14 protein-coding genes and 1 tRNA gene are annotated in these 16,072 nt (G+C 50.9%); 4 read left to right on the top strand and 11 right to left on the bottom strand.

Features of this window, described 5'->3' with window-relative positions; genetic code table 11:
- Positions 1 to 1,137: 1,137 nt before the first annotated feature.
- From CLOEV_RS03225 to CLOEV_RS16755, 3 genes are all read right to left on the bottom strand, one after another.
- On the bottom strand, positions 1,138 to 1,680 hold the full coding sequence (locus CLOEV_RS03225) for a hypothetical protein (protein WP_034441894.1): 543 nt from the start codon (positions 1,678 to 1,680) through the stop codon (positions 1,138 to 1,140).
- Positions 1,681 to 1,787: 107 nt separating this feature from the next.
- The gene (locus CLOEV_RS15750) at positions 1,788 to 2,675 is read right to left on the bottom strand and encodes a BRO-N domain-containing protein (RefSeq protein ID WP_051484856.1); all 888 of its coding nucleotides are present in this window, start codon (positions 2,673 to 2,675) and stop codon (positions 1,788 to 1,790) included.
- 220 nt (positions 2,676 to 2,895) lie between these two features.
- Entirely contained in the window at positions 2,896 to 3,066 is a 171-nt protein-coding gene (locus tag CLOEV_RS16755) for a hypothetical protein (RefSeq protein ID WP_156938354.1), read from the bottom strand.
- Between the two features lie 160 nt (positions 3,067 to 3,226).
- On the opposite strand from CLOEV_RS16755, the gene CLOEV_RS16750 reads away from it, so the two are divergent.
- Complete coding sequence (locus CLOEV_RS16750) at positions 3,227 to 3,394, top strand: hypothetical protein (RefSeq protein WP_156938353.1); 168 nt, start codon at positions 3,227 to 3,229, stop codon at positions 3,392 to 3,394.
- Between the two features lie 260 nt (positions 3,395 to 3,654).
- Here the strand turns inward: CLOEV_RS16750 and CLOEV_RS03215 are convergent, their stop codons facing one another.
- Both CLOEV_RS03215 and CLOEV_RS03210 read right to left on the bottom strand, forming a co-directional pair.
- The gene (locus CLOEV_RS03215; RefSeq protein ID WP_034441893.1) at positions 3,655 to 5,469 is read right to left on the bottom strand and encodes a site-specific integrase; all 1,815 of its coding nucleotides are present in this window, start codon (positions 5,467 to 5,469) and stop codon (positions 3,655 to 3,657) included.
- A gap of 97 nt (positions 5,470 to 5,566) precedes the next feature.
- A tRNA-Ser gene (locus tag CLOEV_RS03210) sits at positions 5,567 to 5,654 on the bottom strand.
- A gap of 81 nt (positions 5,655 to 5,735) precedes the next feature.
- Here CLOEV_RS03210 and CLOEV_RS03205 point away from each other — a divergent pair.
- Both CLOEV_RS03205 and CLOEV_RS03200 read left to right on the top strand, forming a co-directional pair.
- Positions 5,736 to 7,937: a heavy metal translocating P-type ATPase gene (locus tag CLOEV_RS03205; RefSeq protein ID WP_034441889.1), complete on the top strand. Its 2,202-nt coding sequence runs from the start codon at positions 5,736 to 5,738 to the stop codon at positions 7,935 to 7,937.
- Between the two features lie 3 nt (positions 7,938 to 7,940).
- Positions 7,941 to 8,141, top strand: coding sequence for a heavy-metal-associated domain-containing protein (locus tag CLOEV_RS03200; RefSeq protein WP_034441887.1), 201 nt, complete (start codon positions 7,941 to 7,943; stop codon positions 8,139 to 8,141).
- Positions 8,142 to 8,245: 104 nt separating this feature from the next.
- On the opposite strand, the gene CLOEV_RS03195 is transcribed toward CLOEV_RS03200, so the two are convergent.
- The 5 genes from CLOEV_RS03195 to CLOEV_RS15745 form a co-directional block, all read right to left on the bottom strand.
- Positions 8,246 to 8,893 (bottom strand): lactate utilization protein, encoded by a 648-nt coding sequence (locus CLOEV_RS03195; RefSeq protein ID WP_034441885.1) that lies wholly within the window; start codon positions 8,891 to 8,893, stop codon positions 8,246 to 8,248.
- A gap of 271 nt (positions 8,894 to 9,164) precedes the next feature.
- The gene (locus tag CLOEV_RS03190) at positions 9,165 to 11,738 is read right to left on the bottom strand and encodes a M14 family zinc carboxypeptidase (RefSeq protein ID WP_169732186.1); all 2,574 of its coding nucleotides are present in this window, start codon (positions 11,736 to 11,738) and stop codon (positions 9,165 to 9,167) included.
- Between the two features lie 482 nt (positions 11,739 to 12,220).
- Entirely contained in the window at positions 12,221 to 12,667 is a 447-nt protein-coding gene (locus CLOEV_RS03185) for a virulence RhuM family protein (protein WP_245591100.1), read from the bottom strand.
- A gap of 236 nt (positions 12,668 to 12,903) precedes the next feature.
- On the bottom strand, positions 12,904 to 13,560 hold the full coding sequence (gene fsa / locus CLOEV_RS03180; RefSeq protein ID WP_034441881.1) for a fructose-6-phosphate aldolase: 657 nt from the start codon (positions 13,558 to 13,560) through the stop codon (positions 12,904 to 12,906).
- A 60-nt stretch (positions 13,561 to 13,620) separates the two neighbouring features.
- The gene (locus CLOEV_RS15745; protein ID WP_008710375.1) at positions 13,621 to 13,992 is read right to left on the bottom strand and encodes a DUF1622 domain-containing protein; all 372 of its coding nucleotides are present in this window, start codon (positions 13,990 to 13,992) and stop codon (positions 13,621 to 13,623) included.
- A 189-nt stretch (positions 13,993 to 14,181) separates the two neighbouring features.
- Here CLOEV_RS15745 and CLOEV_RS16745 point away from each other — a divergent pair, with 189 nt between their 5' ends.
- On the top strand, positions 14,182 to 14,319 hold the full coding sequence (locus CLOEV_RS16745; RefSeq protein WP_156796946.1) for a hypothetical protein: 138 nt from the start codon (positions 14,182 to 14,184) through the stop codon (positions 14,317 to 14,319).
- A 179-nt stretch (positions 14,320 to 14,498) separates the two neighbouring features.
- On the opposite strand, the gene CLOEV_RS03170 is transcribed toward CLOEV_RS16745, so the two are convergent.
- On the bottom strand, positions 14,499 to 16,070 hold the full coding sequence (locus CLOEV_RS03170) for a pyruvate carboxylase subunit B (protein WP_008710374.1): 1,572 nt from the start codon (positions 16,068 to 16,070) through the stop codon (positions 14,499 to 14,501).
- Positions 16,071 to 16,072 lie beyond the last annotated feature (2 nt).

Here is a 16,072-nt window from a genome sequence, read left to right as displayed (position 1 = left end):
ATTTATAGCTCTATATATCTTTTCTCAAACTCTATAATTCAGTTTACTATTCTTTGAGATATTTATATAAGTTCTTATAGTTTAAAACCTTAAAGTCAAAACCGTAATTATAGGATCATAATAACAACTTACACCAGAATAGCATTATATAGATTAACAATAAAATAATAATAGAACATTATAAGAACTTTCTTTATTAAAGAAGATTCTATAATTCTCTTATTAACCTATTGTCTTTTATATAATAATCCAGTAAGGTTCATATTATTAACCTATATTAAACTAATTATTATTTTAAGGTTTTTCAAAACCCCCCTACCCCCCATTATCAAGGTCTGAATCCACAAGAACCCCCCAAAACTTGTGATTGATAATAGGATTTACCATATCATTATGACGTGTAGGTCGTTGATGTTGCGTGTCGTAATGAAAGCTGTCGTTGCGCTGTGTGACGCCTTGCGGCGCTGTGTCGTCGTGTTGCTGCTTTATCCTTTCATAGGTGCACCGTAAACTTTTTCCCGGTGGTAGCAACAGTTTTGCGACTTTCCGTTGTAATTATCCCGGTTGCTTTATCCTTTCATAGGTGGTGGGCAAACTTTTTCCCGGTGGTAGCAACAGTTTTTTGGCTCTCCACCGTGAGTTTTTCGTTTGCTTTATCCTTTCTTAGGTACAACGTAAACTTTTTCCCGGTCATAGCAAGGTTCTATCTACGCCGTGCTGGTTGCTTTATCCTTTCTTAGATGCAGGGTAAACTTTAGCCGGTGACAGACTGCCTTTTCCTTTCTTAGGTCAGGGTATTTTTTAAGCCAGTAATACCAAAGGGCCAGCCGTGCCGTGTGGCGCTTTATCCTTTCTTAGGTGGGCACCAAACTTTTTCCCGGTCGTAGACTGCCTTATCCTTTCTTAGGTCGAATGTAAACTTTTTCCCTGTCGTAGCCTATAAAAACTAAAAGGGGCCCCATAACAGGGCCCCCGGTTCACATCAATGAGTAACAAAAAGTTACATTCTACACGGTGTACGCTAATTCTCCGTACCTAACCGCTTTTTCCATCCTACCGCCCCTTTCCGTCGTGGTCTGCATTGCCGCCCTCCCTTCGAGTGTCGTTACTGTAACGCCGGTGCAAAATTGTACCCGGCTATTCTTCTTCCGTTTCCGGGGCGATATTCAAGCAAACAGACGCCGCCAGATACGCGCTTGCAATCAATTCTTCAAACTTACCGCTGAACTCCCTGAATGTGTCGGCGTAATGTTCGTATCCTTTGCCCTCTATGCAGTCAAGGCCGCTTATGAAGTCCTCCGCATCGCAGCAGACCTTCTTCGCGTATTCCATGAACTTGATATGGCTGTTGAAACATACTGTCATTTTGTCGTACTCTTCGCCTTTTAACGCTCTGAACTCATACTGTCTAGCTCCGACGCGCTGTTGTAGTTTCGGGTGGTCGTCTAAGTTCTCCGACGCACAATAGCATGTCCGGTCAAGCAGGCTGAACATTGAATATATCATGCGTTCCGCTGAGGGGGTATATCCGCCTGCTTGCCTCATATATTCCTTTAGCTCAGTGGGCATCTGGTGTCTTGTCTCTGTCGTCGTTTCACTCCACCATCTGTTAAACCGCTTTACCTGTACTACCGTCATTACTTGTGTCGGTGCTGCCGTTTTCGCTGTTGCTGTTGCCATGTTCATTCCTCCTGAGTATGTTGTTTGCTAATAAAGCCTACCTGTTGTTCGCCATTTCCCCGTAGGGGCCATTAACGGCCACGTGAAGCCCCTAACTTGTTTTACAGCTATGTTGTATCCTCTTCGTCATTCTGCTTTGCCTTGCGGTCGTTCTTGACGATTTTCGGCAAGACCATTTCTTTCTTGTGGAACATTTTTATCAGCATCTTCACAAAGTCCGACGACAACACCGGGGAATATGCCACGGCCCCGCATTCAAGCGGCGACGCTTTCATCTGTACGCGCTGGTATTTCTGTCCTTTGATTGTCGGCCTCCCGGCGTCGGAACGACCGCGCTTCACGATAAATTCTTTCTGTTCAAGGTAGATTCGGAGGTACTGCACACCGATAATCCGGCGTTCCCCCGTCTCCTGCACGGTGAACATGCAACCGGCCTGAGCCATTATGACCGCCGCTTTGGAGATAAGCATGTATCCGGCCTTCTCTGAAACTGCCCTGCCGAGGTCTGTATACGGCGCGGCCTCTTCTCTCTGAGCTTCCAAGGCTGCTATGGTCTGGTCTTTGCGTTCTATGGCCGCTATAGCCGCCCGATATCCCCGGGCAATGATGTCAGCGTCGCTGTCGTCCGGTGTGGAGGTGATATAACCGCCTGTCTTGCGGATTGCCGGAAGCACTTCGTCAAATACCCAGTGTTCAAACTTTTCTGCGGATGGAAGGTTAGAACGGACTATGAGACGGTAGACGTCGCCTTCTGGGATGAATGAGACTGCAACATTTTGTATTGCGTCTGTGCCGTCTGCCTTTTTCCCTGTTACTACCCCTAGGTCGCGTTTCACGACCCCCTTGCAATGTCTAATTAGGGCGTCCTTCGTATTGCTGTATCCCAACGCTTCCGCTATGTCTTTGCCGCAGAATAGCGCTTTGCCGCTCTCGTCAAGGACGGTGCGGATTGAGCCAAAGTTATGGTTTTCAAATATCTGTAGTGTGTTTGTCATTTTCGCTCCCTCTTGTGATATAATCTCTATTAATCAGGCGATAGCTGCTAACTACCGCCTGATCGCTAACTTTGACTAGTTAGCTAAGTTGTACAACCGATTCAACGCCCGTGCCGTAACTATCTTGCGTAGTATGCGGCACATTTTGTTTGTACGCGCTTTGTCGCCGTCGCAGATGAAATTGATAATGTTCCGAATCATGATGATTGTCCCCCTTCTCCTAGTCTAGTATTGCTCTTAGCCTGTTTATTGCCGTCGCAAGGCCGCTCATTTTGCCGTCCCAGTATTGAGCATCGTCTTCTTTCAAGTCGTTAAGCGCTTTGGCTACCTGAAAAGATGTAACTAGTTGAGCTTTGAGTGTTTCTAGCTGTGCTCTTTCCTTCTTCGTCATGACTGTCGTCTCCCTTCGGGGCTCCGTGGTATAATCTGATAACTTGCTAGTCTTTGAGCTAGTAAGTTAGCTAGCATTCATAAAAGCTAGCATTTATGATAATTAGCTTTTGCCAATTGGTCAAGATAGTCTATATGTATGCAAAAGAAGGGGATAAATTGTGATTGAAAAGAAGGAACAAATAGCCTTTAGACTTGACGAATCCTTAGCGCGTCAGTTTAAGTCTGCTATAGCATTGCGCGGTGATAAAATGACGCCTGTCTTAATCAAATATATTGAACGATACATTGAGGAAACAAAGTCCCTTGAATCTTCCGGTCAGCTTTAAATTCCCCGACCGGCTTTTGAAAAACAATCCGTTGCTGGATTACGTCAAAGGGGACGCCAATTTAGCGCCCCCTCACTTTATACGCCGATGCTGAAAAATCCTGTCACGCTTCGTTATCAACGACGCCTTATACAAACAACATCATGCAGCGCTGTGTCTATTTATACACGCCAATTACAGAGGCATAAACATACCTCTTAGCATAAGTTACGCCCCTCTATGTCCATTGTGGCGTGTCAATATTTCAGCAGATATGCCATTTACCCTTTCATAGACCGCGAAAACGGATTATTCTTTAGCGATGACAGGTCTACATCGAAATTCACCCTGTCGATTACTTCCGCCTTTAATATCCGTGGTGAAATAGGTTTAGCGTAATGCTTCAAGGTTGACTCGTTCCCTTGAACCGCATGACCGACAACTCGTTCAAAGTAAATATCCCTCAACGAATTTTGTACACAATAATTTATAAACGTATGTCGGAACGAATAAAATACCTTTGCGCCCTTTTGTTTGCTTCCCTTGATTAATAATGTCTGACTGACATATCTGTTAAACCATTTCGTATATCCAGTACTATAGCGCTGGTCTGCACCGCTTGCGGCTAGTTCATCAAAGAGTCTTGCATGACCTTGTTCTTTCAACTCCTGCACATATTCCCATAGCCCTAACTTCAACAGTTCGTCGTGAATAGGAACGATACGCCGCGACGCTGTATTCTTGATACGCTTTGCTTTAACAAGATTACCCTCCTCATCTTCAATGCAAGGCGTCAACTGATAACATTTAACTTCATCAATGACTTTAAAGTCCGACAAATACAGGCCGCATAATTCCTCCGGCCTTGCGCCGCTGTACAGCGCCATTAAAGGCAGCCAGAATATCGCGCCGGTGTATTTCTTGCGCGTATTACTAGTTGAAGTTGTTTTCTCGCCTTGAATATAGGCCGGGTCATTGAATATCTTCCTCAATTCCTCTGTTGTCCAGATGTCCTTAGACGCCGTTGTATCTTGTGTTACGTCGGCTTTAGGTGCAGACATAATTACAGGCAACCATTCCGGCATTTCATACATAGGCTTGAGCCATTTCAAGAACCCGTTTACCTGTATCATGTAATTCTCAATACTCTTATGGCTGAACCTGTCTGTTTCTGGTATATCCATCTTCTTTAACTGTGAATATGGTATGTCCTTATATTGTTTCTTCTTAGTCCTACTGCTTGGATACTTCAATATAAGCCGTTCAGCTTCTTTCATTTTCTCTTGCGTAATGTCGCAAAGCTTTATATCGCCTATTATCTCAATGAAGATATTGACCTTTGCCGTCGCGTCTAATACCGTTTTAGGCGTCCAATTACCCTTTAGTTTCTTCTCTGCGACATACTCTTGAAATGCAGTACTGAACTTGTTCTGTTGCTTCTTCTGTACGTTCGATTGTTTTACATTTTGATTGTACAAGACTGGATTTACCGCCGTGCTGGTATAGGTCTCTGGATATTTACCGCTGTTACGCTGTTTCATGACGTTACACAACTCATATTGAGCCTTGATGACCTCACGGCATAGCGCTTTATATTCTTGTGAATCAGGAGATATAGACAAGTCGTTATCTTCAATAATAGATTCCGCCCCCGGTGAGCCATAGGAATAATTCTCTGTTGCCAACGCTTCACGGCAGTCACTTTGTATTGTCGAGTGCATTTCATTAGCGTAGCCAATCATTTCTTCATTACTTATAGTTGTCTTCCCGTTTACAACACTAAGCGCCCGCCCCGCTTCATCGTCTGCAAGCTCTTTGTCTACCCACGTCTTAACAAGTTGGTAAATTTGTTCTGTCGACAGTTCGGTCATTCTCTTATCCCCTTTTCTAAGCGCCGTCATGATGTCCCAGATATGAGACGATAGCACGGCGGCTTTACGTTTAGCAAGCCTTTTGTCAGGCGTCCTTAACGATATTCTTATTTCAGTCTTTTTGAATATTGGACGTAAGTCAGGCGGTATTGATTGGCGGAAATACAGCCTTGTATTGTTCTGAAAGATGTAGTCATTCTGTGAACGTTTTGTAATGTTCTGCATACAAGTCAATTCCTCACTTGTACATGCTCTTTGAAACGGCTATAATTCCTATTAAAAAGCCTCACAAACATAGTATTTGCAAGGCTCAATAAAGGCTTGGCGGAGAGTGGAGGATTCGAACCCCCGGGGCTGTGACACCCAATTGATTTCAAGTCAATCACCATAGACCACTCGGACAACTCTCCAATTACGGTAAGGAATTATAAGGGATTTTTTCTATTAATGCAAGCTTGCCTTTGTTAGAATGCACCCAAGAGGTGTTGATAATGGAAGAGATAAAAAAGACAGAACAAGAAATAAAATGGAATTTCAGGGTACTCGGGATGACCTGCACCACCTGTTCGCGCATCGTTGAACGCGCGCTCAAGAAAGTGCCCGGCGTCATATTCGCCTCCGTGAACCTCGCCACCGAGAGCGCCTTCGTGCTGGCGGAGCCTGGGGTGAGGGAAGACGCGCTGGAAGCGGCCGTTAAAAAAAGCGGCTATGAGATCGTGAAAGACGTGCCGGCCGACCTGGATGAGATGCGTTACCGAGAGGCGAGGCGGAACCTGATCGAAATACTGGTCATAGGTATTCCGCTCTCCTTTCTGATGCTGCTCCACATGTTTTTCGGTTATCACTTTCCGTGGTACGGCCCGCTGGAGATAGTTTTCGGCGCCGCGGCGATCTTCTGGTGCGGGCGCAAGACGATAGGCGGCGCCTGGATAGCGCTGCGGCACGGGCACACCAACATGGATTCGCTCATCGCGCTCTCAGCCGCCGCTTCGTGGCTGACGGCGATATTCAACATCATGGGCTTCGCCATCCCCTCTTTCGGCACGGTCGGAGTGATGATAATGATGCTGCACCTCACGGGGCGCTACATTGAATCCCACCTGCGCGACCGCGCCGCCAAGCAGGTAAAGACCCTGCTTACGCTGCAGCCGCGCGAGGCGAGGGTCATGGGCGATGACGGAGAAACGATCATGGTACCGATCGAAGCGGTGAAGCCGGAGACGATAATGCAGGTCAACCCGGGCGAGCGTATCCCGCTCGACGGCGTGGTGATAGAGGGAAAATCAGGCGTTGACGAATCGCTGCTCACGGGCGAATCGCTGCCGGTCGCCAAGAGCGAGGGCTCCGAGGTTACTGGCGGAGCGCTCAACACTTACGGCATCCTCACGATCCGTACGACAAAGGTCGGGGAAGACACATTCCTCTCCAAGATGCTCGAACTCGTCCGCGAGGCGCAGGGCGGCAAGGTGCCGTTACAGGCCCTCGCCGACCGCCTCACGCTGAAATTCGTCCCCGCGGTCATCGGTCTCGCCGGCCTCAGCGCCGCGGCGTGGTATTTTTTCTTCCCGCAGCTGCACGCGCTGATCGCGCCGCTCGCCGCGATGATGCCTTGGCCGACGAACCTGTCGACGCCTGCCGGAGCCGCGGCCTACGCCTTTATCGCGACGCTCGTCATCGCCTGTCCCTGTGCGCTCGGCCTCGCCACGCCGCTCGCTCTCGTGGTAAGCACCGGCGAGGCATCGCGAGCCGGACTGCTCATCCGCAACGCGGAGGCGATACAGACATTGAAGGACGTGAATTTCGCGATCCTCGACAAGACGGGCACCATCACAAAGGGAGAGCCGAAGGTCACAAAATGGCAGGCTCCCGAAGCGGCTCTGCGCTATATCTACGCGCTTGAATCAAACTCAGGACACCCTCTGGCGCGCGCGGTGACGGAGGCGGCCGGCATTCACCCGGCAGACAGGGCCGATTCGCTGACAGAAACTCCCGGCGAGGGCGTGACCGGCAAATGGGGCGATACGGAATGGTTTGTCGGCAGGCCTCTCGACCGTTCCCGCTGGAGCGACGCCTCATCGCTCGCGGTGACGCTTGTTGAAGTCCGCAGGAATGGAGAGCCGGTAGGCTATTTCGCAATCACCGACCCCATCCGCGAGGACTCCCCCTCCGCGATCTCCGAACTGAAAAAGATGGGAGTGACCCCCATGATGGCTACCGGCGACGCGAAGGAGACGGCACTGTCGATCGCGAAAGAGGCCGGGATCGAGGATGTTCGCTGGGAGGTCCGGCCGGAGGACAAGCTCTCTCTAGTACACGAAGCACAGAGCGAGGGGCGCCGGGTACTGATGGGCGGAGACGGCATCAACGACGCGGCGGCGCTCAAGGGCGCGGAGGTCGGGATCGCGATGGGAGGCGGCATGGATCTGGCCGTCGACAGCGCGGACATTGTGATAATGAGGGGCGGCCTCTCCCGCATCGTCGCCGCGATAAAGATTTCGTCTAAGACCTGGCGTGTGATAAGGGAGAACCTCTTCGGCGCCTTCGTGTACAACATAATCGCGATCCCAATGGCAATGGCGGGACTGCTGCACCCGATAGCCGCCGAATTCGCGATGGCGGCAAGTTCCATAACTGTGATCCTCAACTCGCTGAGGATCGCCGGCTCCGCCGAAAATAAAAAGGAGGTTTTCTAAAAGATGGCTGAATTCAAACTGAAGGTACCCGACATGAGCTGCGAACACTGCGAAAAGAGAATCCGCGAGGCGGTGTCAAACGCGGGCGGCAGGGTAAAGTCCCTTGACCTCAAGAGCAAAGAGGTCGTCGTCGATATCGAGGCTGAGGCCGACAAGCTTCTGAGCATAATCGACGAAGCCGGTCATGACGCCGGACTGATCTGACGGAGAAATACCCGCAAAAAACCCTGGATATCAAAAGACATCCAGGGTTTTCATTTTAACGTATGGCAATCATCTTCGCTGCGGCCGGCTTAAAAGGATGAACGCTAGTATCCCAGCTCTTCCCCGACAATTATCACATGGCATTCACGCCCGATGGGAGCTCTCTCCATCATCGTCACCACGCGGCATATCCTGTCCGGGCTGTTGCAGTCCATACAGCGCCCGACGGCGGTGCAGGGCGTTTTCATGCCGATGCGCACCGCGTTCGGCGGGGAGGCGATACTGCGCGCGCGTTTGAGCGCCGAATCGACGTCGGACTCGATCTTATTGACGCCGATGATGTACAGTATCTTTCCCGGAGCCCATGCCATCACGCCGACACGGTTTCCCGTGCCGTCGATGTTGACGATGGTGCCGTCCATCGCCAGCGCGTTAGCGCTTGTCACAAACCAATCCGCTTCAAGCTCGCCGATAAGCGCCGCTTTACGCTCCTCACGCGTCATATTAGGGAGCCAGTGTTCGGCTATTTTGCAGCCCTTTTCCTCAAGCCTCTCCGGCAGCCCGATCTCACGCACTGTAACCGTTCCGGGAATGCCCACGCTGGCGCCGTCTTCAATCAATTCCAGCGCGCGCTCGCAGGCGGCCTCCGCGTTTTCGGCGTACTGCGCGGAGAATCCGCGCGCCTCCAGAGCCTTGCAGATACTTTCTCCAAGTTTTCTGTTGCTCGTCTTTTTTGCCTCAGATGTATTCATGGCGGACCACCCTCCAAAAATTATTTGCCGTAATTATCCTGCCACGATTTATTATACAACTGAAACTTCGCACATCAATAAAACAGCTAAAACCTTGAAAAATCAATACCAGTTCAATCAAAACCAGTTTTTGTGATATAACGATCGCAGCCGTTCGACATTCCGCAGTCCCGACGCAGGAAATCAGCTTCGTTTTGAGACCGCACGCCTTATGCATAAAAAGCGCCGGAATGAAGCTTATCAAGGCCACATTTCGGCGCTTTTAGTTGGATTATCCCTTTTTCTTTCCTACAAACAGCACGACCGACACTCCAATCAAGATCATGATATGAGCAGCTCCTGCGTTGCAGCCTGACGACGAGCTACTGACAGGCTGCGTCCCTGCGGGGGTTACCGCTACGTTTACAGTGTAATATCCGTCTCCCGCGTCAATAAAATCTTTTGCGGGGATCGTTATATAGTTCCTGTTCATTTCTTCGTCAAATGTGATATTTTTTTGCCCGTAAGATTTTGTAGTTGCATCGTACACAAACCAGTTTCTGGTGTCTCCATCCGAGGGCAGGTACGCCTTGATGTCAGACTTGGGAGCAAGGCCGTATACGCTGACAGTTTCCCCAAATACGGAATCCATCGTTTTTGCGCGGACATTTTCCGTCTCCGCCACGGAGAAAGGAATGATGTCGTAAACAAAAAAGTCCGTAAAGTCAAGCGTCACAACCTCGACGGATTCGGTATCGGCAATCTTCTCCGTTTTCATGTAGCGGTAGAATGGTGCTTCTTTGCCAAGCCGCGTCTCATTATTTTTGACATCCTTGCCTGACCATGAACGCATTGACATCGGCTCAAGGAGGACCGCCGCATAGTTTGCCATCGGCTGTTCCATATAGACTACGTAACTTCCGGTGGGGAACGAAACGACTTTTTCCGCCTTATTCACGCCCTCGATCTTGCAGCTCGCACCAAAACTGCTGAGCTTGCCCATATTCGTTATAGTATAGGCTTCTACGTCAAGACTGACAGGAGCGGTAAGTCGTTCAAACTTTACGCCGAGGTTGCTCATCCTGAACGCTATGGTGTCTGCCATTGAATAGCTACCGTCTATGATGTAGGCGTAGGGTCGCAGGCATTCAAATGTCGGCTTCATTCCAAAACGCGAGTTTTTGCGAAGGCCAAAGATGTCCTCTGAGCTTCCGTCGTGATAGTATACGCCCTGTGTGACTACATCAGAATAGTCTACCGTGTCGTAGTCCTGACGGATCGTCATCATATATTTTTCTTTGCCAATATTTTCGGCCTTACCGCCGGCAAGGATCTCAGCTCTGGCCTCTTTAACCTCAGCGCTATAATTATCGAGGTCATCAGTTATTGCTTTCAGATAATAGAGGACGGTAAGGTACTGCCCCATGGTGCGCCTTGCGAATTCCCAGCGGCCTCCCGCGCTTCTGGATTCGACGAGGAAACTAATCGCTCCCGTCAGCCCCATGCTGTTACGCGCAATGGAGGGATCAAACCCACCCTCTATGGATTCTTGATAGGCGCCAAGTTCCGGCACGTTACCGTTGGCATCGGACCATTTCTTTACGGCATCACGCTGTTCTCCAGCCGGTATGGAGTTAAGGGAAACCAGGCCGCCTGTTGATTTACCGTCTTCTCCGATGGCAAGCCCATATCCGCGCGTATCCACATATGGCGCCCAGAAGAAAGAACCGCTGGGGTTGCTCGGCTTCTGCAGCCCATTCGCAATCTTCTGCTGAATGACTTCGGAAGAAGTTCTAAGTGCTTCAGGTATCAGCAGGTGGTTGCCCCACTGCGTCGTGATCTGTTCCTTATAGTAGCAGAGCGTCCCGCCGTCGTCTTTTAGCACAAGCCTGCCGCCATTGTCAGGATCTGTTTCATACACAAAGCTGTCACCGGAGGTTATTTTTGACGGAAGGCCGTAGTAACCATTGCATTCATATTCATGTGCGTCAAGACAAAATTCAGGGGCATATTCGGCAAGTACCCGCGCATGTGCGCGGGCGGCGGGAGCGCCGAGCCACACGCTGTCCCTGTTCTGGTCATAACCGCCCATGAGGCCGCCGCCGTACTGGCTCATTCCGCCGCCAGGGCCTGAAGACTCGAAGAAATCAGGAAGTCCAGTCTCCCAGGTGTCTCCGGATATAATGCTGGTACCTCGCTGGTGGATCTTGGTACCATCCGCGTTCATGCGCGGCAGTATTACGATGGATATTTTATCGAGAAGTCCCGCTACGTCAGAATGTTTCTGGCAGAGCCGCTGCGCGAGCATAATCGCTCCGGCTGTTGAAGCCACTTCATTACCGTGGACTTGCGCACGAAGGTAGAATATAGGTTTATTGAGCGCGCGTAATTTTTCCCCGCTTGGGTCATCAAGTTTCGGGCTGCTGAAGACAAGCAGCGGCATTCTCATTCCGCTCGGATAGTCACCGATGTAGCGAATTGTCATATTATCTTTAGGCAGAGATTCGAGATAGCTGTTCATCTGTGCGTTGGTAAGAATTTTTACAGTGCCTTCCGGATCGTTTTCGTTAGCGCGCATTTCGGCCGTAAAGTCTGGATGGTCGCCGAATTCGGAGGCGTCAGGATCGGCAAAATGGGCTTTTACCTTTGAGGAGTATTCTTTTAAAGATTTTCCATCCCAATTCTGATCCGCAAACCACAGATTTTCCAGTTTGCTCATATCCACACTCCACGATCCCCCAACTTCACTTTCAGATGCGGGCTTACCCTTTGAATTCGAAGCTATAGCGATGAAGCTAAGTGAGCAGATTACAAAAGCAACTATTATTGCTGTCTGTACATTTTTCAGGAACCTTTTACTTTGCATAACAAACCCTCCTTCGAATATCGTTTTTTGCGACCGACAATGTTTTACTCGGTCCCCCTTTTGCATTTTAAATTTTAATAATACCTTTGAAAACTATTTAAAAGTATAACATTTTACTTAGATAGTGTCCAAGTTACAGCAGAAACCCTAATCTCCAAGTTATGTATCCGTATGCCTGTGGTTTATTTATGTCAATCAATGTTCGTGGAGCCCATATTGTTGTTATGTGATAAAGCCACCCCATAATTTGCCTGGGATAATGTCACTATGAGACAGACACTAGTGAACATGACAGATAAAAAAACGGATCGTTTTAGAGTGATCGGAAAACAGTCTTCGGGCACGGTGACGAATTGGAGTGTATATCTGTGAGCTGTTCTTCGGAGGCACGCGTGCTCAAAGCAGCAGGCATAAAGAGCAATAAGGCTGTGAAACGTAAGCCAAACCGCATTGTCCACGTCCAAGGAAGGCGGCAGCAGGCATTATGTAGCAGGCCGGACGCCCGCAAGCGAGGATGGTTTAAAAAACAGTACAAATCGCTCTGCACGCCTGTCGTTGACGGCGTATCCCTTCATGACATAGTCCTTCAAAACTTTGCCGGCCCAGCGGCGAAAATCTACGCCGCGCCTTGATTTGACACGGTAGCCGACTGAGATGATGACGTCAAGATTATAACGTTCGATCTCTCTTTGCACCGACCTGCCGCCCTCGGTCTGAACTTGTGCAAATTTTGCACAGGTTGATTCTTCCTCAAGCTCTTCTTCTTTGTATATGTTCCCTATATGCCTGCTGATTACACTCCTGTCTCTGTCAAAGAGAGTCCCCATCTGTTCCTTTGTCAGCCACACCGTCTCTCCGTCCGTCTGTACCTCAAGTTTTACGCTGCCGTCATGCGCCTGATATAAAATTATTTCCCCGCCGCCCGTCATCTTTTTTCACCGCCGCTCTGGAGTTTTTGATAGTTTATATTGTAAACTATTATCGCAGCGGACGAGTAAATCATTTTTCCGCGTCTCCCTGTTACGGCAATGCGAACCTTCGGCAGTATTGATGAAGCCCCGCTTTCATGAAAGGGCGCGGCTGCCCGAAAGCCGCCGCGCCCCAAGAAAATGGCCGGCCCCGCAAAGAGGGACCGGCCGTCTATGCACGAAATATCAGAAAAGCGTTATTTCCTGCCTGAGAGATACTTCGCCCAGTCGGCATTGAACTGGTCGATTCCCTTTGTTGTCAGCGGGTGGTCGAAGAGCATCTTAAGCACCTTGAAGGGCACCGTGGCGTAGTCGGCGCCGGCCTTCGCGCATTCGAGGACGTGGGCCGGGTGGCGCAGGCTGGCGGCGATGACCTTTGTTTCGATGCCGTAGAGGTCGAATATTTCCACCACGTCGTAAATCAGCTTGATGCCGTCTTCGCCGATATCGTCGAGCCGCCCGACAAAGGGGCTCACATACGCGGCGCCGGCGGCAGCGGCCAGCACCGCCTGGTTGGCGCTGAATACGAGCGTAACATTGGTTTTTATACCCAACGCCGAGAGCTCCTTCACCGCGCCCAGCCCGTCGGGACAGAGCGGCACCTTGACGACGACCTGCGGATGGATCTTGGCGATCACCTTTGCCTCTTCGATCAGTTTGTCTTTCTCCAGAGAGACGGCCTCCGCGCTGACGGGACCGTTCACTGTCTCCGCGATCTCACGCACTCGTGTGTGAAAATCTATATTCCCCTCTTTGGAGACAAGGGTGGGGTTTGTCGTGACCCCGGCGATGACGCCCCATGAGCAGGCCGCCTTTACCTCTTCAAGATTTGCGGTATCGAGAAAAAATTTCATGGCAAGGACTTCCTTTCAGCTGATTAGATTATTGGCTCATTATAGCAGAACGGTAAAGTTTTATTCGACGTGCGGCGCGGCGGCGCTTTCGCGTTTCTGACGGTCCATCTCCGCGACCTCGCGGCTCAGCGTAAAGCTCAGAATGACCCTCAGCAGAACGATGACAGACAGGACGATCACGCCCTGCAGGTCCGGATCGCTTATCGTGCCGATGATGTCAGCGGCCATCAGGAACTGCAAACCAAGCATCAGCGTATCTTCGAAAGAGAGCCGCAACTGGATCCAGGCGTCGCGCGGCAGGCTGCTGCCCGAGCGCATGGCAAAAAAAAGCCGGCATCCCCTGAAGATGGCGACGACCACGCCGCACATGATGATAAGTATGCTGATAAATTCAATGATGGTCCTTGAAATCGCGGCAAAATCGTGGAGCATACGGAGCCCTCCTAAATATTGGATTCACAATTAATTTTATAGTGAAGCGGACTTTTTTGCACGATTTTTTACTCAAACAGGCGTCATTTTTTTGAGAAGAATTTACGGTTTTTTTCTCCGCGTTTTCATAGGCCCATACCGGCTCTTATCAAAGAGGCGTGCGAGGCCCAGCTGCTTGAGGCCGACGTCGTGCTGGGCAACGACCATGTCGGGCGCGAAACGATGGAATACGCCTCGGACAAATGGCGTCCGATCCCGAAAGGAACGCTTAGCGATAAGATCCACGATGGCATCACAGAATTTGTAAAGCTGCAAAAAGGCAACTGACAAGCGGCGGCGGATTAAAAGACTTGGAAGGGACGCTCCCTCGCGGCCGCTGTTTTCTGCCTTACTTTCTTTATTACGGTATACCGACAACCGCTCACAGCCATCCGGCATAGGTCAAAACCGGCGGCGGCCTTTGAGGCCGCCGCCGGTCACTTTACCGGTAAATATATTTACTTTCCCTACACCGCGTAGGCTTCGGGGTCTTCCTGCGGTTCCTGGCCGATGTCCACGAGGTTTTCCCGCGCGAACTTATTGGGCAGGAAGTCCTTCGCCACCTGCGGGAAGAGGATGTACGAAAGGATATCCTCCGGCTGTGTGCACCACATGCCGATCTCCTTCTTGGCCTGCTCGATCTCGGGGGCGATCTTCTCGCCGGGGCGGCAGGTGATCGGCTCTTCGTCGCCGAGGACCAGCTTCTGTATCTCGGGGTCGACGGGGGCCGGCGTCTTGCCGTAGTAGCCGCGGAAATACTGACGCACCTCGTTCGGCACCATCTTCCAGCGTTTGCCGGAGATGACGTTCATCGCCGCCTGCGTGCCGACGATCTGGCTCGTCGGCGTCACGAGAGGCGGGTATCCCATCTCTTTACGGACGCGCGGCACCTCTTCCATGACCTCCTTGAACTTTTCAAGGCAGCCGCCCTCTTTGAGCTGGCTCTGGAGGTTGGAGTACATACCGCCCGGTATCTGATAGAGGAGGATGTTTATATTGACTCCGCTGACTCCCATGATGATATCGTTATATTTGTCATGGAGCATCTGGTAGTATTGGGCCACAGGCAGCAGCTTTTCAAGCGAAAGTCCCGTGTCCAGCGGGCCGCCGGCGAGCGCCGCGACGATCGTCTCCGTCGCGGGCTGGCTCGTGCCCATCGCGAAGGGCGATATCGCGCAGTCGACGACATCGGCGCCGGCTTCGAGGGCCGCCATGTAGCTCATCGCCGCCATGCCGCTGGTGTAGTGGCTGTGGATCTGCACCGGCAGGCTGACCTTTTTCTTGATCGCCTTCACGAGCGCTGAAGCGGCAACCGGCGAGAGGAGCCCCGCCATGTCCTTGATGCAGATGGAATCCGCGCCCATGTCGGCCATGTCGCGCGCCTGCTTCGCGAAGAGGTCGAGCGTATGGACTGGCGATATCGTGTAGGAGATCGTCATCTGCAGCTCTCCGCCCTCTTTTTTGACGGCCTCGGCGGCGATCGACATGTTGCGCAGGTCGTTCAGCGCGTCAAACACGCGGATGATGTCTATTCCGTTGCCGATGGCGCGTTTGACGAATTCGCGCACCACTTCATCCGAGTAATGGCGGTAGCCGACGATATTCTGTCCGCGCAGGAGCATCTGAGTTTTGGTCTTCTTGAGGCGTTTCTTTATCTGGCGCAGCCTCTCCCACGGGTCTTCGTTGAGGAAGCGCATCGCCGAGTCAAAGGTCGCGCCGCCCCACATCTCTATCGAATGGTAGCCGACTTCGTCCATCGCCTCGCATATCGGGAGCATGTCGTCGGTACGCAGGCGCGTCGCCATGATCGACTGGTGCGCGTCACGGAACGCTGTCTCCATAATGCCGACACGCGGCTTTGTCTTTGCCGCGGAAGTTTCCGGTTTTTTGTTTTCCGTCACGACCACCTGTTCGGGCTTTACAGCCTCCGCCGCAGGCTCTACGGTGGGAGCCGCACCCGCGGCCCCCGTCGTTACTTTGGTGGCGATCACTTTTCCGTTGCTGTCTTTGATCTCTTTTTTTATTTCAACTTCGGACATAA

Source organism: Cloacibacillus evryensis DSM 19522 (genome assembly GCF_000585335.1).
GTDB classification, from domain to species: domain Bacteria; phylum Synergistota; class Synergistia; order Synergistales; family Synergistaceae; genus Cloacibacillus; species Cloacibacillus evryensis.
The sequence above is the reverse complement of the archived record's forward strand: the minus strand, read 5'-3'. Positions and strand labels throughout refer to the sequence as shown.